Source organism: Paenarthrobacter sp. PH39-S1, from assembly GCF_030063245.1.
Classification (GTDB): Bacteria; Actinomycetota; Actinomycetes; order Actinomycetales; family Micrococcaceae; genus Arthrobacter_M.
On sequence record NZ_JASISR010000004.1, the window covers coordinates 94,467 to 111,980 of the forward strand.

The 17,514-nt window shown below is 64.0% G+C and carries 23 protein-coding genes, 1 pseudogene and 1 riboswitch; of the genes and pseudogenes, 12 read left to right on the forward strand and 12 right to left on the reverse strand.

From position 1 onward, the window contains the following. Positions 1-4 precede the first annotated feature (4 nt). Genes QMG52_RS04095 through QMG52_RS04105 form a run of 3 tightly spaced genes read right to left on the reverse strand, consistent with a single transcriptional unit; the run spans position 5 to position 3,437 of the window. Positions 5-1,987, reverse strand: a complete 1,983-nt coding sequence (locus QMG52_RS04095; RefSeq protein WP_283559159.1) for a phage tail sheath family protein — start codon at positions 1,985-1,987, stop codon at positions 5-7. Between the two features lie 20 nt (positions 1,988-2,007). Next, on the reverse strand, positions 2,008-2,847 hold the full coding sequence (locus QMG52_RS04100; RefSeq protein ID WP_283559160.1) for a hypothetical protein: 840 nt from the start codon (positions 2,845-2,847) through the stop codon (positions 2,008-2,010). Then, complete coding sequence (locus QMG52_RS04105) at positions 2,844-3,437, reverse strand: Pvc16 family protein (protein WP_283559161.1); 594 nt, start codon at positions 3,435-3,437, stop codon at positions 2,844-2,846. The genes QMG52_RS04100 and QMG52_RS04105 overlap by 4 nt, the downstream gene beginning before the upstream one ends. Positions 3,438-3,591: 154 nt before the next feature. Here QMG52_RS04105 and QMG52_RS04110 point away from each other — a divergent pair, with 154 nt between their 5' ends. Together QMG52_RS04110 and QMG52_RS04115 are read left to right on the forward strand one after the other, a co-directional pair. Beyond that, complete coding sequence (locus QMG52_RS04110; RefSeq protein ID WP_283559162.1) at positions 3,592-4,728, forward strand: hypothetical protein; 1,137 nt, start codon at positions 3,592-3,594, stop codon at positions 4,726-4,728. Positions 4,729-4,844: 116 nt separating this feature from the next. Then, on the forward strand, positions 4,845-5,612 hold the full coding sequence (locus QMG52_RS04115) for an AfsR/SARP family transcriptional regulator (protein ID WP_283559163.1): 768 nt from the start codon (positions 4,845-4,847) through the stop codon (positions 5,610-5,612). Here the strand turns inward: QMG52_RS04115 and QMG52_RS04120 are convergent. After that, positions 5,600-6,337 (reverse strand): AfsR/SARP family transcriptional regulator, encoded by a 738-nt coding sequence (locus QMG52_RS04120; protein WP_283559164.1) that lies wholly within the window; start codon positions 6,335-6,337, stop codon positions 5,600-5,602. The genes QMG52_RS04115 and QMG52_RS04120 overlap by 13 nt on opposite strands. Positions 6,338-6,514: 177 nt before the next feature. Between QMG52_RS04120 and QMG52_RS04125 the strand changes: the two genes are divergently transcribed. Then, the gene (locus QMG52_RS04125; RefSeq protein ID WP_283559165.1) at positions 6,515-7,036 is read left to right on the forward strand and encodes a hypothetical protein; all 522 of its coding nucleotides are present in this window, start codon (positions 6,515-6,517) and stop codon (positions 7,034-7,036) included. Then, positions 7,033-7,359, forward strand: coding sequence for a hypothetical protein (locus QMG52_RS04130; protein ID WP_283559166.1), 327 nt, complete (start codon positions 7,033-7,035; stop codon positions 7,357-7,359). The genes QMG52_RS04125 and QMG52_RS04130 overlap by 4 nt, the downstream gene beginning before the upstream one ends. Here QMG52_RS04130 and QMG52_RS04135 read toward each other — a convergent pair. Beyond that, complete coding sequence (locus QMG52_RS04135; RefSeq protein WP_349361651.1) at positions 7,344-7,787, reverse strand: tyrosine-type recombinase/integrase; 444 nt, start codon at positions 7,785-7,787, stop codon at positions 7,344-7,346. The two genes, QMG52_RS04130 and QMG52_RS04135, sit on opposite strands and share 16 nt — an antisense overlap. Before the next feature lie 285 nt (positions 7,788-8,072). Here QMG52_RS04135 and QMG52_RS04140 point away from each other — a divergent pair, with 285 nt between their 5' ends. After that, positions 8,073-8,375 (forward strand): acylphosphatase, encoded by a 303-nt coding sequence (locus QMG52_RS04140; protein ID WP_283559167.1) that lies wholly within the window; start codon positions 8,073-8,075, stop codon positions 8,373-8,375. A 12-nt stretch (positions 8,376-8,387) separates the two neighbouring features. Here QMG52_RS04140 and QMG52_RS04145 read toward each other — a convergent pair whose 3' ends face one another. The 3 genes and pseudogenes from QMG52_RS04145 to QMG52_RS04155 all read right to left on the reverse strand — a co-directional run bounded on the left by QMG52_RS04145 (position 8,388) and on the right by QMG52_RS04155 (position 10,830). Further along, a complete protein-coding gene (locus QMG52_RS04145; protein ID WP_283559168.1) occupies positions 8,388-8,837 on the reverse strand; it encodes a UPF0158 family protein in 450 nt (149 codons plus the stop codon). Between the two features lie 190 nt (positions 8,838-9,027). After that, a pseudogene (locus tag QMG52_RS04150) lies at positions 9,028-9,237 on the reverse strand (helicase-related protein); the annotation flags it as partial. Between the two features lie 147 nt (positions 9,238-9,384). Next, entirely contained in the window at positions 9,385-10,830 is a 1,446-nt protein-coding gene (locus QMG52_RS04155) for an MFS transporter (protein ID WP_283559169.1), read from the reverse strand. A 206-nt stretch (positions 10,831-11,036) separates the two neighbouring features. On the opposite strand from QMG52_RS04155, the gene QMG52_RS04160 reads away from it, so the two are divergent. The 4 genes from QMG52_RS04160 (at position 11,037) to QMG52_RS04175 (ending at position 13,217) form a co-directional block, all read left to right on the forward strand. Next, the gene (locus QMG52_RS04160) at positions 11,037-11,390 is read left to right on the forward strand and encodes an ArsR/SmtB family transcription factor (RefSeq protein ID WP_283559170.1); all 354 of its coding nucleotides are present in this window, start codon (positions 11,037-11,039) and stop codon (positions 11,388-11,390) included. After that, positions 11,377-12,426 carry a TIGR03086 family metal-binding protein gene (locus QMG52_RS04165; protein WP_283559171.1) on the forward strand — a complete coding sequence of 350 codons (1,050 nt, stop codon included), beginning with the start codon at positions 11,377-11,379 and terminating at the stop codon, positions 12,424-12,426. The genes QMG52_RS04160 and QMG52_RS04165 overlap by 14 nt, the downstream gene beginning before the upstream one ends. Continuing rightward, complete coding sequence (locus QMG52_RS04170; RefSeq protein ID WP_283559172.1) at positions 12,419-12,793, forward strand: SRPBCC family protein; 375 nt, start codon at positions 12,419-12,421, stop codon at positions 12,791-12,793. The genes QMG52_RS04165 and QMG52_RS04170 overlap by 8 nt, the downstream gene beginning before the upstream one ends. Positions 12,794-12,884: 91 nt before the next feature. After that, complete coding sequence (locus QMG52_RS04175) at positions 12,885-13,217, forward strand: YciI family protein (RefSeq protein WP_283559173.1); 333 nt, start codon at positions 12,885-12,887, stop codon at positions 13,215-13,217. 115 nt (positions 13,218-13,332) lie between these two features. Here QMG52_RS04175 and QMG52_RS04180 read toward each other — a convergent pair whose 3' ends face one another. The 4 genes from QMG52_RS04180 to QMG52_RS04195 form a co-directional block, all read right to left on the reverse strand. Then, positions 13,333-13,548 carry a DUF6480 family protein gene (locus QMG52_RS04180; protein ID WP_283559174.1) on the reverse strand — a complete coding sequence of 72 codons (216 nt, stop codon included), beginning with the start codon at positions 13,546-13,548 and terminating at the stop codon, positions 13,333-13,335. A gap of 78 nt (positions 13,549-13,626) precedes the next feature. Continuing rightward, entirely contained in the window at positions 13,627-14,394 is a 768-nt protein-coding gene (locus QMG52_RS04185; RefSeq protein WP_283559175.1) for a hypothetical protein, read from the reverse strand. After that, positions 14,391-15,170: a DUF2382 domain-containing protein gene (locus tag QMG52_RS04190; RefSeq protein ID WP_283559176.1), complete on the reverse strand. Its 780-nt coding sequence runs from the start codon at positions 15,168-15,170 to the stop codon at positions 14,391-14,393. Before QMG52_RS04190 ends, QMG52_RS04185 begins: the two co-directional genes overlap by 4 nt. Positions 15,171-15,653: 483 nt before the next feature. Continuing rightward, positions 15,654-15,806 carry a hypothetical protein gene (locus tag QMG52_RS04195; protein WP_283559177.1) on the reverse strand — a complete coding sequence of 51 codons (153 nt, stop codon included), beginning with the start codon at positions 15,804-15,806 and terminating at the stop codon, positions 15,654-15,656. A gap of 181 nt (positions 15,807-15,987) precedes the next feature. Continuing rightward, a riboswitch (Fluoride riboswitch) is annotated at positions 15,988-16,066 on the forward strand. A gap of 25 nt (positions 16,067-16,091) precedes the next feature. Here QMG52_RS04195 and QMG52_RS04200 point away from each other — a divergent pair. The 3 genes from QMG52_RS04200 to crcB are packed head-to-tail and all read left to right on the forward strand — an operon-like array spanning position 16,092 to position 17,511. Then, positions 16,092-16,649: a universal stress protein gene (locus tag QMG52_RS04200; protein ID WP_283559178.1), complete on the forward strand. Its 558-nt coding sequence runs from the start codon at positions 16,092-16,094 to the stop codon at positions 16,647-16,649. Then, positions 16,646-17,146, forward strand: coding sequence for a fluoride efflux transporter FluC (locus QMG52_RS04205; RefSeq protein ID WP_283559179.1), 501 nt, complete (start codon positions 16,646-16,648; stop codon positions 17,144-17,146). The genes QMG52_RS04200 and QMG52_RS04205 overlap by 4 nt, the downstream gene beginning before the upstream one ends. Beyond that, on the forward strand, positions 17,143-17,511 hold the full coding sequence (crcB, locus tag QMG52_RS04210; RefSeq protein ID WP_283559180.1) for a fluoride efflux transporter CrcB: 369 nt from the start codon (positions 17,143-17,145) through the stop codon (positions 17,509-17,511). Before QMG52_RS04205 ends, crcB begins: the two co-directional genes overlap by 4 nt. Positions 17,512-17,514 lie beyond the last annotated feature (3 nt).

A 17,514-nucleotide genomic window follows, 5' to 3' on the forward strand; every position in this document is an offset into this window, starting at 1 on the left:
CACCTCAAGCCTGCTGGGCGTCAGCGGTCCACTGACCGATACGGAAGATCACGAATTCTGCGGGATAGGTTGGGGCCACCCCGATGAGGCAGATCAGCCGGCCGTTGTCCAGGTCGTTCTGCGCCATGGTCGTCCGGTCGCAGCGCACAAAGAACGCTTCCTCCGGTTTGGTGCCCATTAGCGCGCCGGTACGCCAGACCACCAGGAGGAAATCCTCGATGGACTGCCGGATCGATGCCCAGAGCCGTTCGTTGTTCGGCTCGAAGACCGCCCACTGGGTGGACTTATCGATGGAATGCTCCAGGTAGACGAACAGCCGGCGCACGTTGACGTACTTCCACTCCGGGTCGGAGCTGATGGTCCGCGCCCCCCAGACCCGGTTGGCGCGGCCCTCGAAGAACCGCAGCGCGTTGATGCCCTCGGGATTCAGCACGGCCTGCCGGTCATAGGTGACGTTCTGGACGAACTTGGTGATCCCCAGGATCACCTCATTGGCGGGCGCCTTGTGGACGCCGCGCTGCACGTCGTTGCGGGCGTAGATGCCCGCGGTGAAGCCCGACGGCGGCAGGTCCAGTCGTGCCGGTGCCGCACTGGGATCGACCCTGACCGTCGGATCCACGATCTCCACCCAGGGGTAGTACAGGGCCGCGTAGGTGGAATCGAATTGGGAACGGAAGGTGCGCACCTCCGACAGCGACGCGTTTGCCGGCGGATCGATGATGCCGATCCGGTAGGCGTGCGGCGCTTCGCAGTGCGCGATGAGGTCATCCACCGCCGTCTTGCGCTCGGCCTCGGTCGAAAAGCCGATGGCGTTGGGCGAGGCGACGATGGCAATATCTTCCACTTCCAGCAGGGCTTCAAGGCCGGTGGCGGCCTTGTTCACGTTATCCGGGTCGGCTTTTTCGCCCTTGATGGCGTCCGGGCTCAGGGCAGCTCCTTCCGTGCCGCCGGTGAGATATTTCGGCTGGCTCAGCGTCAGCAGGGCCGTCAGCAGGGGAGTCAGTTGATCGGACACCGGCGCTGGTCCTGGTCCCGCCGCCGGACTGCCGGGGATGTCCAGCCAGACCAGGCAGGCTTCGTCGTTGGGGTCGGCCGCCTGCAGAATATTTGCGATGGACCGCGGATGCGCCGGGTTCAGTTCCAGTCCCGGGTACACATCGGTCCGGCGTCCCCAGCTGACGGTCACGGTGAGTGTCAGGTGGCTGGCCAGCGCGCCGGCAGCGGGGACGGGTGTGGACGCACCGGTTGCGGGGTCGATCAGGGTCTGGTTCCCCTTGCCGTCGTTGCCGACGATCCGCAGGCTGTCGGCGGCGGGAGGATTCGGATTGCCGCTCTTGGGGTCGGTCCCGGGGGGAATCTTAGCGTCACCGGCGTACATTTCCACGACGGCGTCAGAGCCCAGACCCTGCAGCACGCCGGGTTTTGGGGTAGCCCCTGGCGGGGCGGCCCCTGCGGTTGAGCCGATGAGGACATTTTTGCTGCGCTGCAGGCTGACCCTGATGTTGAACTCGTTGCCCGCGGCGCCGGGCCAGCGCGTACGCCAGGTTGCTGCCGGTGCCCCCGCGGGAGGCACGGGAGGTGGCCCGTCGGGCGGGACGGGGATGGGCAGTGTGGCGAAGTTTTTCGTCAGGTCAATGGCTTCGTTCGCGTCCAGCGCGAAAGGAAACACGCGGGACACGTATAGACGCCGGCCGCCGTTGCCGAAGAACGCCCTGGCGGCAAAGGCCAAGTAATTTCGCTGGTCGGTCGCCAGGCCGACGCCGTCGAGGCCGCCGAAGGCGCGCTCAAACTCCGTGTAGCTGGTGACCAGCGTGGGCTGCGGCGTCATCGCCATTGGGTCCGAGCCCGGCGCGGTGATGTCATACGGGGTGGGGCCGTAGCGGGTGAGTCCGGCCATGCCGAAGGTGGATGTGGCCACCCCTTCGATGGATTTGGACCGGAAGCTGGTCTCCTCGAGGTATACACCGGGCGTTAGGTATTCAGGCATGTTGACCTCCTAGGTCACGCTTAAGGGTTGAATGAGACATCGTCGTGCAGGACGAGCCCGGTACCGATGGGTACCTCGTGCTGCGCCGGCTGAAGCGAGGGGACATAACCGGGCGGCGGACTGACGCCCCGGAGCACTGAGTTATCCAGATCCTGCGGGAGTGGCGGTGCCCAGGAGCGAGGAACGTCCTCGATGACGAGGTCCGAGCAACGGTCGGTTCCGTCGGCCGGACTTGGCGATTTCGGCGCCGAGGCCACCAGGTCAAGGGCCACGGAGTCCTGCAGTGGATTTTGGTCCGGGTTGGATACGACCAGCAGGAATTCGCCGCGTTCGTCGGCGTGCGCGCGTCCTGCGATCGCACCGTTTGGCCCGGTCGCCGTGACACGCGCCCAACGGACGGGGAGTCCGTTGTCGCCCACCCGGCCGCGGACGAGCGTGCTGCCGCGGGGGAATGCATAGGCGGAACCCGGCCAGAGCCACACGCGAAGCAGCCGCGAGGCGACAGGAATATACGGCCCCGCGGCCCCAGCTGCGACGGCGGCGAGCGGCCAAAGGTGGACCGAAAACCGGCGGGGTGCGTAGCGCCGGTCCGGATCGTCGATCCTGACCACAAATGCAGCTGGGACGAGCGGGCCATACCGGAGCTTGAACCGACCCACCCCGGACCCGTCAAGGTCCGAGCACGGCCATGCCGCCTGGGAATGGATTCGACGCTTAGGAGCGGTCACCTCGCGGCCAACCCGGACCCCTGTGGCGATTGAGGTCCCGGTGATGGCGTCGAAGCACTCGACGCCCAGCGCCAGCTGGTGCAGCACGGTTGCCTTGCCGATTACGGTATCGATCACGCCGTCGATCATCACGGCATCCCCGCCTTGGTGCGCGCCGCGACTGTGGCGACCCGTTCGCCGTCGGGCTCCTGCCGTCCCTCGATACAGATCACGCGCGCGAGGTATGGAAGCGACAACCGGTAATCGGTACTCAGCGCCTGAAAGGCCTCGCTCATGGAGTCCAGGGTCAGATCATCGGAGACTATCTGCACCGCGTCGCCGGCCGCCCACTCCCCGCTCGAATCGAGTAGCGGACCAGTGAGGATGCTCTCGCTCTCCAACGTTTGGGCCGCCAAGCCAAGAAACCGCAATTCATCCTCGACGTTGGGCGCCCACGCCGCAATGAGAAAGTGCATGCGCAGCGGGAGCCGGGGGATCCCGTCGATACTTCCCACGGCCGACCAGCCGGCCCGGGTCTCGCGGTCCACGCTGACCCGGTAGCAGTACACGGAAATGGCCGGCTGATGGACAAGCTGCCCCGAATTGGTCTTCATCGTCTTGAGCTCATTGGTGCTGGCCAGGAAAGCGTCCAAGGCAGCCGCCCCGGGCACCGCGTGGAAGCGCCTGTTGAGCAATGCCACGATGCTCAAACCGGCGGCAGCGAGGGCCTGATATCCAGCCATGGGCCCAGCATTGCCGGTCCGCGTCACTGGACCGTCGCACCGATGGCCCCCGGAATAAGCCGAACGCCGCCGTGACCGCTCGGTGACACCGCGGCCGGAAACTTAGGAACGCGGCTGGCGACGTACCAGTGGACCGGGATGAAGGAAACCGACGATGAACACCGAGAAGGACATGGAGGAGCCGGCAGAGAACGGTTCCGAAATCGCATCGGCCGAGGATGCCGGCTGCGACCCGAAACACATTGACGATCTGCAGTGCAGGATGATGGGGATCGCCAAACAAGCGGAGTACAACGGCCCGTTCACGGTTCTGCTGGACAAGGCCAAGATGGACTACGATCTGACGCGCAAGGACTACCGCCAAAAAAGACACGATGCCCAGCTCAAGGTCCAGGATCTGCAGCATGCCGTGAAACAGCTCACCGAGCGGATCCGCTGCAAGATTGAACAGGAACGGGTTGTCCGGAACCTGGACAAGGCATTTGTACAGGTGGTGGATCAACTCACCAAGTGTCAGCCGGAGATCGGGTGCTGCTGTTCAGAGGCCGACTGCCACTTTGATCTGGACTGCCAAGGCCTCCCGTACGACGAGCTGGTAAAGCGGATCGATAAGTATCAGGCGCGGACCGATGCGGCCCAACAGTGCTTCACGACTCTCGTGGGTGAACCGGCGGCCCTGGAGCTGCGGGTGGCGGCCCGCAAGGACGACGTCGACAAGATCAACGCGGTCTTGCTTGAGGATCCGGCTACAACAGATCTGAAAATGGTCTATGCCCAGGCGTTGGTGGCGGAGCGCGACGTGAACCGGGTCTGGAACGGCTTTGGCGATGTCAATGAATTTGTTGAGTGCCTGTGCTGCGCCCTGAAGTGTTGGACCAACGGCGGCGGGGCGGTTTCGAAACTGCTCGGAACGAAGGCCGTACGGGACTGCCGGCGGAAAGCGGAACAGGATCATTGCGCCAGGCTGCAATCCAACACCGTCGACGAAATCATCGTCATCTATGACAAACTCTGTGCTGACGAACGGCCCTGTGATGCTGACGGGGAAAGGCACGGGCATCAGGAAGGGCATGAGGGCCGTGATTCCCGGGAGGAACGCGAGGAGCATGAGGAGCGCGAGGAACGGGAAGAGCGGCGGGAGGAGCGCGAGGAACGCGAGGAACGGCGGGAGGAACGGGAAGAACGGGAAGAGCGGCGGGAGGAGCGCGAGGAACGCGAAGAGCGGCGGGAGGGGCGCGAACGCAATGGGGGTCAGAGTTGGTATGACCGGCATGGGGGGCGCGAGGGTTAGGGCCTCCCAGGGCCTGCAGCGCCGAAGTCGGCAATGATTCCGATGTGACGCTGTGGTGACGCTTGTCACACTACAGTCCTCCTACCCGTTCATCTCATAAGGAGGGTCTAGATGCGATGGTCAGCACCCAGCTCAGTCAGCCTGCCCGGCTCGATCAACTCGCGATTTGCCTCCTTGGCGGCCCCTACGTGATCCAGGCAGGGAAGCGTATTGCAGTGCCGGAAGGCAGCAAAAAGCTTCTTGTCTTTGTCGCGCTCCATGAAGGGCGCGTCGATAGACGTCACGCGGCCGGAACGCTGTGGCCCTACGTCTCCGATGACCGCGCGTCGGGAAACCTCAGATCCGCACTTTGGCGGTTAAAGGGAGCTGGCATAGTCGTTCTGGAGGCGGACAAGGTGTTCATCGAATTGCGGGACGAAACCAGCATAGACATCTATGCCCTGCGTGATTGGGCAGGCCGCGTGATCGGCGGCACAGCGCAGATCACGGACCTGGCGCTACCCGCATGGAACCTTGAGGCGCTCGATCTCCTCCCCGGCTGGTACGACGATTGGGTGATCTTTGAGCGCGAACGCCTCCGCCAGCGCCTGCTCCATGGCCTCGAAGCACTCTGCCGTCAGTTGATCCACTTGGAGCGGTACGCGGAGGCCGTGGAAGTCGCCATGGACGCCGTCGACATTGACCCATTGCGGGAAAGCGCCCAACGGGCGCTGGTGGAAGCCCATCTGGCCGAGGGCAATATCGTTGAAGCGCGCCGGATCTACAAGGCTTATGTATCTATGGTGGCCCAAGAGCTCGGTGTTTTGCCGGGTGCCAGAATCCGCAGCCTCATCGAAAGGACCGAACCGGTGCGGGTCAGGTCTGCTGAGGCCTACCAGCGGTGAGGCCTGAGACCAGCGAAGTCTGAGACCAACGAAAACAGGGCGCGGCTGGGGACCGCGTTCAGCTGCTCCGCATAGAGCCTCCGGCAGATATCGAACTGGCGCAGCGCCTCGGCAGCGTTCCCTTCGGCCAGATGCGCGCAAATAACGGCCCGGTGAGCGCTCTCGCGCAGGGGGTCAACGCTGACAGCGGCTAAGGCAGCCTCAACGGCCGCACCGAAACGGCGTTCCTGCAGCAACAGCGTGGACAATGACTCCAGGGAATGCAACCGCAGTTGCCTGATCTGCTCGCGGTCAACGACAAGCCAATCGTCGTCCCAGTCCGGCAGCAGATCCGCGCTGAACAGGGCCATCTCGGGGCGAGCCGCGGCGGAGTTGTCACCGCGGGCCAACGCGGCGGCGGCACTGTACAAATCCCATACATCCACGCGTACACCGTGCGGCAGATTCAGCTGTCCATGATCCTCGTTGAGCAAAAGCAATCGGCCACCGGCGAGTCTCCACATCGCGGTCCGGAGCCGGCCGGAGGCGTGGACGGTGGTGGCATCAGGCCACAATGTTCCCCAGATTTGTGATCTGGACAGGGTACCCCGCAGGGCCAAGAGCGCCATCAGCTTTTGGGTGGTCTCTGCCGGTACCGCCGGGTCGCCATCGACGACCGACAGGTTCCAGCGCCCGAGAAGCTGCAGGCGCGCCTCCCAGGGTACCGAATCCGCACTGGCGGTCATGGGCCCCCCACTGTCGTGAGGTCCTATTCTGGGACTCAGCTTCGGGCGCTGTCCAGTATACGACGAGACTCATCTAAAGTGCTCGCGAAATGGGGTGCGTGCCTCGTGTGGAAAATGCTCGCGAAATTTCTGGCCACGGCCGGGCACTCTTGGTGTGTTGGAGGGATGGGTTTTGGGTTGACGTTGTCTGCGCGCAGGGAAATCACGAGGAAGGAAGCTGCGGAGTATTTCCGGGCTTCAAAGAAGGGTCGGGGCGAGATCTTGGACCGGTTGGTGGCCGCGGTTGGCTGGCCCCGGGCCAGTGCCCGCCGCCAACTGTCCAACGCGCTCACCCGGCGGGGCCCGGCTGGGACAGTGCAGCGAAAGCCCCGTCCGCGCAGCGCCGGCTATGACACGGTACTGGTGCTGCAGCGGGTCTGGGTGATCGCCGGGCAGCCCTGCGGGAAGTACCTGGCCCCGGCCATGGCGGCTACTTTGGCGAACATGGATGCCTATGCGGGCACCGGGTCCTTCGGTCAGGTGCGGTCCTGCTACGGCCCGGCAGTGAAGGAGCAGCTGCTGGCCATGAGCCCGGCCACCATCGACCGTTTGCTGGCCCCGTACAAGCTCAAGCTGTACCCGGACGGGAAGTCCACCACCCGGTCCCGGAAGAACCGGCACACCGAGCAGATTTCCGATCATGACCTAAGATCCCGGTGATCGACCGGCAACCAGGGCTGGTGGACATCGACACCGTCGCCCACTGCGGGAACACGGCCAAGGGCCGGTACGCGTTCACACTCACCGTCACCGATCCATTCACCGGCTGGACCGTGAACCAGGCCATCAAGAACAAGTCCGCCAAATGGGTCGCCCAAGCCCTGGCCGAGATCCATAACCAGGTCCCGTACCCGATCGATCACCTGCACTCGGATTATGCCGAGAAAAACGCTAAGCTGAGGAATCTTGCTGCGGGGCCATGCCATGCAGGGAATAGGGATTCTTTCCTCGGCTTAGCATTTCCGGGTTACCGGAGGGTGTAGAGGATTTGAAGTTTCTCTTCGCTGAGCCACTCGGTGTTAGCGTGGCTGATTCCGGGCGTTGCGGCGTTCATGGCTTCTTTCATCATCTCCAAGGTGGCGAAGGCGTAGAAGGCTGAGGTGGTGCTCATACTTTCATGGCCGAGCAATTGCATGATGATCGGTAGTGGGATCCCCTGCTTGTAGAGGTCCATGGCCTTGGTCTTGCGGATCATGCGGCAATGCAGCTTGATCCGGATCGAAGGACAGGATTCCCGGGCGAGGTCGCCCTCCTTCTTGAGGATTGCCGAGGGGCTGTCTTCCGAGAGCTTGGTGGGTTCTCCGAAATGGAGGCTCAGGTGCGCCGGCCGTGCCAGTTTGAGGTCCCCGAGGGTGAGCGCAATGAGCTCACTGACGCGGGCGCCGGTGTTATAGAGGAGTATCAGAAGCATGCGGTTGCGCCGCGACTTCACGCTTGCGCCGTCGAACGCCGCAAGGATGGCTGTGTTTCATGCTCCTGCAGGTATTCGATGGGCTTTTTCGGCAGGGCAGGGGCTCTGAGTGTCTTGGGCGCATCGTGCAACGCAACCAGCCGGAGGTCTTCCCACATTAGATGAGGTACGCACTACTCGTTTCGCGAGCACCTTGACATGAGGCACCACAGGGTGAGTCGGTACTCCGTTTCGGCGGCCGCAATCGGGTGAGTAGTGCTGCAGCCGGGAGACTAAGTTAAGAGCATGGGAAAACGAGATGCCACATCCCGGCCAGACGAAGTCCGTCTGACAGTCCGGGTCAGCGGCGTGGTGCAGGGAGTCGGTTTCCGGTACCTGACGGCCAGGCGGGCCGAGGAGCTGGAATTGACAGGTACGGCCACGAACCGGAACGACGGATCCGTGGAGATTATTGCCGAAGGACCGCAATCCGCGGCAGCGGAACTACTGGCATGGTTGAGGTCAGAGGGGCCACCGGGGAAGGTGGAGGACGTGGCGTCGTCAATCTCTCCCGCCTCCGGGTCGTTCAGGAGCTTCCATGCTGGTTAGTCTGCGGCAAACTCACTCCTTGAGAGCCTTCTCCGCCTCGGATTTGTCCACGGCGCCCACGTCGACGAGCCACTCGATGGCGTAACGCCGCACCGCCTCGTCATGGAAGGCGTACCACTGCTCGCTCAGCGCCGGGAAATCCATCAGCGTGTCCTTGAAGTGCCGGAAGGGCCGGCTGCCGTTGATCGCTTGCCACAGGCGGTCCTTGGCGCGTCCGTCGTCAAGGCCCGAAATGAACGTTTCCATGTACTGGTACCCTTCCCGTGAGCTGACGGCCTCAATCTTGATGGTCCCGCGCTCGTCAAGGTCGGCCGCGGATTCGTCGGCCTCTGCCGCACCGTCCTCGGGGTACAAGAGAATTTCGCCGGTCTCGGGGTCAAGCCACCAGGAGGTCCCGAAGTCGGAATTGAATTCGAGCGCAAGCGTGAGAGTGTCCATCTCGATTTGGTCCAAAAGCAGCACGATCGTGCCTCCTCTGCCGATAAACGCATCCGGCCCGCGGGACGGATGCTCCGTCCGTTCAGGACGGATAAACGGCAGTATATGCACAAAGAAGTCTGCGACAAAGGCTGGAACTCGGGCTTCAGCTGTCGAACAGGCCACACGGACATTCTGGGCCATCAGCTGTCGAGCAGGCCGCGGACATCCTGAGGTCCGCCTCGGTCAGGTTTAGCCCGAAGCCGCCGGCCTTGACGCTGCTCAGGAACACCTGCGTGCTGGATTTGAAGTCCTCGATCACCTGGCCGCGGCGCCGCATCCTGCCGTCCAGATACTTGCCGTCCAGATAGGAGTATTCGATGCCGGCGGCGTCCAAACGCTCGGCGGCTTTGCCCAGGAAGCTGGCGAACTGGCTGAAGATCAGCGTTCAAAACGCCGAGCCTCGACGGCCCAGTTGGGCATCACGAAGGTCGGGGCCTAGCGAATGGATGTGGTGCCCAAAGAGGTCGGTGCCGAATCACTGGGTGGTTAAATTCAGTCCCTGCCGGGTGCGTCGGTGTCAGCACTGGGGCTATGGCGAAATTTGGTCCAGCGGACGGTTCCGGGTATGAGGAGTGAACTGAACAAGGATGGCGGCGATAACCAGGAACACGGAAATCAACAGCAACGCCGCAAGAATGGACATATGCGGCAGAAATGGGGCTATGACCAGGACGCCGATTCCGCCGCCGATGTGGCCCGCTCCGTCCACCAGAGCGAAGCCCGTGGTCCGTGCCCGGGTCGGGAAGCTTTCAGCGGTCAACGCGTAAGTGGGTGACACCCACAGGTTGAAGCCGGCGAAAATCAGTATCGCCCCAACGAACGAGACCACAATGCTTGCCCCGGCCAGCGCGATGAGGAATGCCCCGATCAGGGTCACCACCGCAGCAATGGGCAGCCAGTACCGGCGTTCGAGCCGTTCCACGTAAAATGACATGATGACTGCCTCCGCCACGAACCCGAAGGTGCCCACGGCGGCGATCACGCCCGCCTCGGGCGGCGGGTACTTCAGAGAGGTCAGGACGCTCGTGAATCCGGAGGCGTAGGCGTAGACGGTGATGTAGCCGATGAACCACATAAGGAAGAGCAGCAACAGTCGGCGCCGGTACAGCGGGCTGGAGAACAGATCCCGGTACGGCACCTTTGAGGGCGGCGTGATCCTCAGGGCCGCATCCTCGACGACGGGCTCGGACAGCGGCCCGTGCCGCTGGGCCCTCAGCTCCATCTGCCGGACAACTTTGTCCGCTTCCTCCATTCTGTTTTGGCCGACCAGCCAGCGCGGGGATTCGGGCAGCTCGAACCGCAGCAGGACGGCGATCACGGCCAGGAGGGCGCCAAGGCCGTACATCCAGCGCCATCCGTTATCGAAGCCGGGCCCGGCCACCGCGAATGGGAGTCCGAGCGGCCAGGCGGTAGACTCCGTGGTCAGGATCAGTCCGAGCCAGATCCCGAGCAGCGCACCCAACGAGGACATGACGAAGATGATGGTCGTAAATTTCGCCCTGGCCCGTCGCGGGGCAACCTCATTGATGTACGTGTTGACAATGGCCAGATCCGCACCGATGCCCATTCCGGTGATGATGCGGGCGACGTTAAAATTGACATACCCGGGTGCCAGGGCGTTGTAGAGCGAGCCCAGGCCGGTAATCAGCATGGTGATGAGCAGCATGTTGCGCCGCCCGATTTTATCCGCAATGGGGCTAAGGATCAGTGTTCCCACCACGTAACCGGCCAGGTTAAGCACCACGGGCAGCGGCAACGCATCCAATGCGTTCTCCGGGGTGCAGCCGGGTCTGAGGGCGATACAGGTCTGAATGAACGAGACGTTGATATCGAAAATGTCGTAGAACGTGAACAGGAAGCCCAGCCCGATAATTCCAATGAACAGGTAGGACAGTGACCAGACGTCGAGGCGCTCCAACCTCGCGACGATCATCTGTCCTGGGCGGGACACAATCTGTTCCTGGGAGCCAGCCATATCTTCCCTTTTTCCTCTTGGTAGAGTCCGGCGGCATCGGCTTGGCGCCGCCGAGGCGTGATGCTGAGTCGGTGTATTAAGAGTGCACTCGATCGGCCCAATGATCAATACATCGCACATTCGCAGACATCGCATCGCACATTCGCAGACATCGCACATTCGCAGCGCCAATGACGATAAGTCGCGGGCCCTTGCCGAATGCGTTAGTGGCTGCTAACCTATTCCATATGCTTGACCTGCTGGAGGTGGCAGCCGAACCGAACAGACGACGATTGCTCCAACTGCTGGCCCGCGGCGAACAGACCGTGACCCAGCTGAGCGCTGCGTTTCCCGTGAGCCGCTCGGCCATCTCGCAGCACCTGCTGCTGCTGGCGGAGGCAGGCCTGGTGACGGCCAGAAAGGACGGCCGCAACAGGCTCTACCGGCTGGAGGAGGGCGGGATGAGTCGGCTCCGGCGTGTCATCGACCAGTTCTGGACCACCGAGCTCGACCAGCTCGTCGACGATGCGGCCCACTTCCATCAACAAACGCTGCAAGGAGATTCCGATGGCCTTCGATAAGACCGTATTCCTGCCCCTGGACCCCGACGCCGTCTTCGAGCTCATCACCCAGCCGGAACGCCTCCGCCGCTGGAAGACAGTCAGTGCGCGTCTGGACCTGCGGGTCGCCGGGGAGTACCGCTGGACCATCGTGCCCGGCCACTCGGCCGCGGGAACGTTCTCGGAGATCGAACCGGGCCGGCACATCGTCTTCAGCTGGGGCTGGGAGGGTTCGGCGGACCTGCCGCCGGGAGCGTCCACCGTCTCGATCACGCTGGACGCGGCCGACGGCGGCACTAACCTTAGGCTGGTCCATGACGGTCTCACGGGTGAGCAGGCCGCCGACCATGCCGAGGGCTGGAACCATTTCCTGGGCCGGCTGGTCGCATTCGGAACCACCGGCGACGCCGGCGCGGACGAGTGGTCTGCGGTACCCGACCCGCTCAACGAACTCAATAGCGCCGAGGCAGCGCTGGCCATCGTGCAGCGGGTGCTGCACTCGTTGACGGAGGCGGATTTGTCCAAGCCGACCCCGTGCAGCGACTTTACGGTTGCGGGACTGGTGGACCATCTGTTCGGTTCTGTCGCCGGCATTGGACGCGCCCTCGGCGCCGCTGTCGCTGAAGGAGCAGCGCCGTCGTCGGCCGCGGCAAACGGGACATCGGCAGGAGCAGCCAACAGGCCGTCGTCGGCGGAGGTGCGGATCGCCGACGCCGCGCAGGTCACGCTGGAAGCCTTCACCCGCCGTGGTCTGCAGGGCACCATCGAGATGGGCTTCGCCGAGCTGCCCGCGACTATCGTGGCCAGCATCCTGAACATTGAATTCCTGGTTCACGCCTGGGACCTGGCCGTCGCCACCGGTCAGACCATCGACGTGGCGCCCGTGCTCTCCGACTATGTGCTGGGCCTGGCCCGGATCACCATCAGCCTCCAGCAGCGTGCCAGCGGTAGCTTCTCCGAGGCCACCGTCGTTGACGAGTCCGCCGCCAGCCTGGACCGCCTGATCGCCTTCACCGGCCGGCAGGTTTCGGCCTCGTGCGGAGCGCGCAGTGGTTGATGTCCAGACCGAAACCGTGATTGACCGGCCGTGCCCCGAGGTGGCGGGCTACGCCGCGGACCGGGACAACGCTCCGCGGTGGTACCAGAACATTGCCTCGGCGCAATGGCGGATGGCGAAACAGCTGCAGGTGGGTTCCGAAGTTGCCTTCACAGCCAGATTCCTGGGCCGGGACCTGGATTACGTTTACCGCATCACCGAGCTGGTCCCTAGGGAAAAGCTGGTGATGCGTACGGCGGAGGGTCCTTTTCCGATGCGGACCACCTACACGTGGACGGCCTTGGATGACCGCACAACACGGATGACCCTGCGCAATAAGGGGAGCCGAGGGGGTTTTCACGCATCCTTGCCCCCTTCCTGGCCTTGATGATGCGTTTAGCTATGCAGAAGGACCTGAAGCAACTCAAGACCATCTTGGAATCAACCACCTTGGAATCAAACAATCGGAAGGGAATGTCATGAGCAAGTTCATTTACCTGTACAAGGGTCCGGCCACACCCATGGATCAGTTCACCCCGGAGCAGTCTGCCGCGCAGACGGAGGCCTGGGGAGCATGGATGAGCCGCGTCGGTCCGGCCTTGGTGGACGCCGGAAATCCGTTCGCCGACGGCGCCGCCGTCGTCGACGACGGCTCCACGGCGGCCCCGTCGTCTGATGTGACGGGATACAGCATTGTCGAGGCGGAGAGCCTCGAAGCTGCCAAGAACTTCACCCAGGACCATCCGTTCCTCGCCGAGGGCAACGGCAGGTTCCGCCTGGAGATATTCGAGCTGATTGACATGCAGATGTAGTCCACGGCTGTGAACCACGGCGTCCCGTTCCTGTCGGCAGCTCCCACCCACACGGCGTGCAGGGTGGGAGCTGCTGGCAGGGCGGCACTAGTGTGCCTGGGGAAGCAGAATCGCTCTATTCGTCGTGGCCCTGATCCATGCTCATTTGGTCTGCCGCCGGCGGTGTCTCGCCCGGCGGGACCCCGCCGCCGGGCTCCAGGCCGGTGATATGGCCGTTGACCGGATCGGGGTTTGCCGAGGCACCGGGGTCTCCATTCTTCTGCGCGGCCGGATGTTCCGTTCCCGGTTTGTCCGGGTTCGCCGGGTCCTTTTCCGGGTGGTAAGTGCTCATGCGCCAGCCGTCCTTTCCAAAAGCCGGTAGGTTCTTGCGGTAGTGTGCGTTTTTGCGGTTATGTTGGGGTTATGTTGGTTAGTGTTCCAGCGGGGCGAAGCCGGCCTTGTCTACTTTGCGGTGAAAATGCATTCCCGCAAGCCCTCCCAGCATGGCGGCACCAAGGCTGACGACGGCGACGACCACCAGCGCGATAATGCCGGCGCCCGTGAGCTGCCCTTCGTCAACCGGGATCCGCGGGAAGCTGTTGAGGCTGGCCAGGATATTGAACTGGTTTCCTGCAACGAGTCCCAGGATGGCCACCAAGACGGCGACAATCACCGCCCAGATCCAGACCATCAGTCCCTGCTTTGGGCCGTTGAACCGGGCCATTCGGCCGGCAACGTAGCCGCCGCAGTAGTACGCGACGAATAGGATGACCAGCAATATGATGATGCCGACGATCCCGACGGTTTGCGGATTCTTCGACGCCTTGTCGAGTGCCTGGGCTGCGTCGGAATTCGTCGCCACGCCGACGGCGGTGCCCGCTGCGGCGGCCAACGCCGTCAATAACACCGCCGTTCCGGTTGCCGTCAGCCAGCCGAAAAACGCCGATCCGACCTTGATCCCGCCATAACGCTCCTTTTCGCGGGCCACGGCACCTTCCCGGCTTACGGCGTCGCTCCGGCCGACGACGCCGTCCCGTCCGAGCCGATCGCCCCGGCCCGTGCGGTCATCCCGGCCGGTGCGGTCATCCCGGCCGGTGCCACGGGCCTGGGACCGGTCCGCCTCTGACGGACGGTTCCGCGGCCCCGGACCGCGGGAGCGGTCCGGGGCCTCGTCCCCGTCATTGATGCTGCTGCTCACGGCCGGTTCCGGCCGCCCGAGTCCGCATCATCGACACCTTCAGTCTCGATCTTTTCCTTGCGGACTTCCTCATTGACGGTCTCTTCGCCGGAGACGGTTTCGGTGCCCAGACGGACGCGTTCGACGGGGACCGTTTCCTTCTCCACCACCGGACGCTCCTCGTGCAACGTGACCTGATGCTCGTCTTCGGTAAGGTCGGGTCCGCCTAGAGCATCGCCGCGGTTGGCCTCGGTTATGGGCTCCCTCTCGATCCTGACCTCTTCACGGCTGACGGGCACGGTTTTGGTGACGTTTTCGGTGACGATGTACTTGCGGAGCCTGGCGCGGCCGGTCTCCCGTTGTTCCGTGCCGACCCGAAGCTGCTCCTCGGATCGGGTCATGGCGTCGTCCGTACTAGGACCGGATGTGTCACGTCCAGCGGCGCCGGTCCCGGTCCCCTCGACGTAACCCGATCCGCCGGCTGCCAGCTCGTAATATCTGTACAGCTCGTCCTGCTCTTCCTCGGACAGGTGTCCGTCGGGATCGACCCGGGGAGCATCCTTGACCTTGTCCTTGCTGTACGGCACCACAATGTCGTTTCCCCGGGCAGAGGCGTCGTCCAGCGGCACAAAGGATTCGGAAGTGCCGAAGAGCCCGGTCTTGGCGGTGACCCAGTTCGGCTGTCCTGTTTCGTCGTCGACATAGATTTGCCCGATGGATCCAATTTTGTCCCCGTTCGAGGTGAGGACGTCTCCGCCGCTTTCGGCCAGGCCGGTGAGATTTTCTGTGCTGATCATGATGTTCTCGCTTTCCATTGATGGTGCTGATGAATTGTGCGCAACAGATCCGGCCCCCGTCCGCGGCCGGGGACGCCCATGGGCGTCCCGGTGGGAACGTTCGGGTATTTCCGGCCGCCTTGCCGGTGCTGCTGGCAATCCAGTGGATGAAGGACGACGACGACGCCTGCCGCGCTCGACGCGGGAAGGGCAGCGGAGCTGACGAGCGCGTACCTCAAGAACACGGGCATCCGAAACACTGGCCCCGAGAAGGCGCGCCATGCCGTCACCGGCCTGGATGTGAGGAAGTCCAGCATGAATTCTCCCGATGGCTTGCTGCAGCGAAAGGTTCCGTAGAGAACCTGCCAGTTCCTAGCTTAAACCGGCAGCACCCCTAATTGGCAAGGGTACTTGCTATATTTTTTTCGCCCAGCTATCCAGTTGCGGATGGATGCCCGCGGGGTGTCGACCCCCGGACTTCTATCGGCTGTCGGGGTCCCGCTCTTAGCTGTCGGGCGCTGCATACTCGTCAGGTTCCACGATGTCCGGATCAATCGATCGGGAGAAGTCGACGGCGGGCGAATCCCGGGCCCGGGCGTTCTCGCTGGGTTCCTGTTCGCTGCCGTCCGGGGCGCGGGGGTCTGGAATTTCCGTCATGGCGCCAGCGTAGTCCTGTCTTGTGCTGCCGGGAACATGCCTACGGGCAGGGCTCCGTCCACCGGTGCTGCCGGGAACATGCCTACGGGCAGGGCTCCGTCCACCGCCAGCAGCGCAAATCCGGCGCTGGCGCTGACAGCGCAAATCCGGCGCTGGCGCAGGCTGGGGCTTGGCGGTAAAGTCGTGATCCGGTGATGGATCCCGCCGGAGCCGGCGTGCCCGGTTCGAACCGCCGGTTGGCTGATGGTTCCTGCCTTGATCAACAGAGGTGGGTGAGTCGTGGGTGTGAGCGACCAACAGCCCCGCCATCATTGGGCCCATCGGTCCGCAGAGCTGTCCGACACGTCGGGTGTCACCGGAGGGGCCGGGCCGGTATTGGTGGGCATGATGCCCGGCCAGCCGGCCGCCGTCATCCTTAACGCTGCGGCACTTGCCGTCCGGCTCGGTGTTGAATTGGTCTGCGCTTACGTGGATGTGGCCTCCTACCCCGTGACCGGCCGCGGGGGAGCACCGGCCGGTGTCAGGCCCATCGATCCAGACACTATTGACGACGGCGGCGTGGAAATTCCGGCGGAGTTGACCGATCGCCTGGGCCAGGTGCTGGCGTCCAGCCCGGTCGTGTGGTCACTGCAGCTGCTTTCCGGGGACCCGGCACGGGCACTGGGCGTGCTGGCAGCCAGTCTGCAGGCAACCATGATCGTCGTCGGCACCCGGGAGCACGGCATCGGCGCGCGACTGGAGGACCTCCTGACCGGGTCCGTGGCCGTACATTTGACGCACCGCCAGCATTGCCCGGTGCTGGTGGTTCCGCTGGCGCCCGGCGGGGCGAGGCGAGAGCGGTGACGGAACCGGCGCATACGCCTCCGGCGCTGCAGCCTTGGATTGAGGATCCGGAGGCCGTTGCGGCGCGTCCTGCGCGCCCGGTTCATCTGCACCTTGGCCATATTCTGCTGGTAATTGCCGGCGGGATCGGTGGGACACTGGCACGGTACGGTCTGGGGACCGTGCTTCCGGCGCCGGCGGGGTGGCCGCTGCCGACGCTGCTGATCAACCTTTGCGGTGCCTTATTGCTGGGACTGCTGCTGGAAAACCTGGTGCGGCGCGGACCGGACCAGGGCGCGCTGCGGATCATCCGGCTGCTGGTGGGCACCGGATGCATGGGCGCCTTCACCACCTACAGTTCTCTGGTCCTGGATGCCAATGTGCTGCTCTCCAACGGCAGGATCTCCGGTGCGGCTCTCTATCTGGGCCTGAGCCTGGTCGGCGGGCTGGCGGCCACGACCGCCGGAATCTGGGCCGGCGCGCTGTTGCACCGGAGCGCGGGCGGCGGTCCGGCGTGACGGTCGTGCTGCTTGCCCTCGCCGGGGGCCTCGGCGCCGGCACCCGGTTCCTGCTGGACGGACTGATCCGCTCCCGCTTCCGTACCGCCATTCCGCTGGGCACCATCGCCATCAATCTGACCGGTTCGCTGGCCCTGGGCCTTGTGGCCGGACTGGTCCTGGGCCATCAGGCGCCAACGGATTTTCAGCTCATCGCCGGCACCGGATTCCTGGGCGGATACACGACATTCAGCACCGCCAGCTTCGAGACCGTGCGGCTGATCCAGGGCGGCCGCATCTGGTTCGCCGTCGTCAACGGACTGGGCACAATGGCGCTGGCCGTGGCAGCAGGGGCTGGAGGGCTGGGGTTGGCGGCCCTGCTCTAAGGG

Bases quoted from the DNA above. Each gene is read 5' to 3' on its own strand.
- QMG52_RS04195 (WP_283559177.1), bottom strand. From the start codon at position 15,806: ATGACGGAAATTCCAGACCCCCGCGCCCCGGACGGCAGCGAACAGGAA.
- QMG52_RS04190 (WP_283559176.1), bottom strand. From the start codon at position 15,170: ATGATCAGCACAGAAAATCTCACCGGCCTGGCCGAAAGCGGCGGAGAC.
- QMG52_RS04165 (WP_283559171.1), top strand. From the start codon at position 11,377: ATGGCCTTCGATAAGACCGTATTCCTGCCCCTGGACCCCGACGCCGTC.
- QMG52_RS04135 (WP_349361651.1), bottom strand. From the start codon at position 7,787: ATGCTTCTGATACTCCTCTATAACACCGGCGCCCGCGTCAGTGAGCTC.
- QMG52_RS04180 (WP_283559174.1), bottom strand. From the start codon at position 13,548: ATGAGCACTTACCACCCGGAAAAGGACCCGGCGAACCCGGACAAACCG.
- QMG52_RS04175 (WP_283559173.1), top strand. From the start codon at position 12,885: ATGAGCAAGTTCATTTACCTGTACAAGGGTCCGGCCACACCCATGGAT.
- QMG52_RS04155 (WP_283559169.1), bottom strand. From the start codon at position 10,830: ATGGCTGGCTCCCAGGAACAGATTGTGTCCCGCCCAGGACAGATGATC.
- QMG52_RS04140 (WP_283559167.1), top strand. From the start codon at position 8,073: ATGGGAAAACGAGATGCCACATCCCGGCCAGACGAAGTCCGTCTGACA.
- QMG52_RS04110 (WP_283559162.1), top strand. From the start codon at position 3,592: ATGAACACCGAGAAGGACATGGAGGAGCCGGCAGAGAACGGTTCCGAA.
- QMG52_RS04120 (WP_283559164.1), bottom strand. From the start codon at position 6,337: ATGACCGCCAGTGCGGATTCGGTACCCTGGGAGGCGCGCCTGCAGCTT.
- QMG52_RS04095 (WP_283559159.1), bottom strand. From the start codon at position 1,987: ATGCCTGAATACCTAACGCCCGGTGTATACCTCGAGGAGACCAGCTTC.
- QMG52_RS04115 (WP_283559163.1), top strand. From the start codon at position 4,845: ATGGTCAGCACCCAGCTCAGTCAGCCTGCCCGGCTCGATCAACTCGCG.
- QMG52_RS04105 (WP_283559161.1), bottom strand. From the start codon at position 3,437: ATGGCTGGATATCAGGCCCTCGCTGCCGCCGGTTTGAGCATCGTGGCA.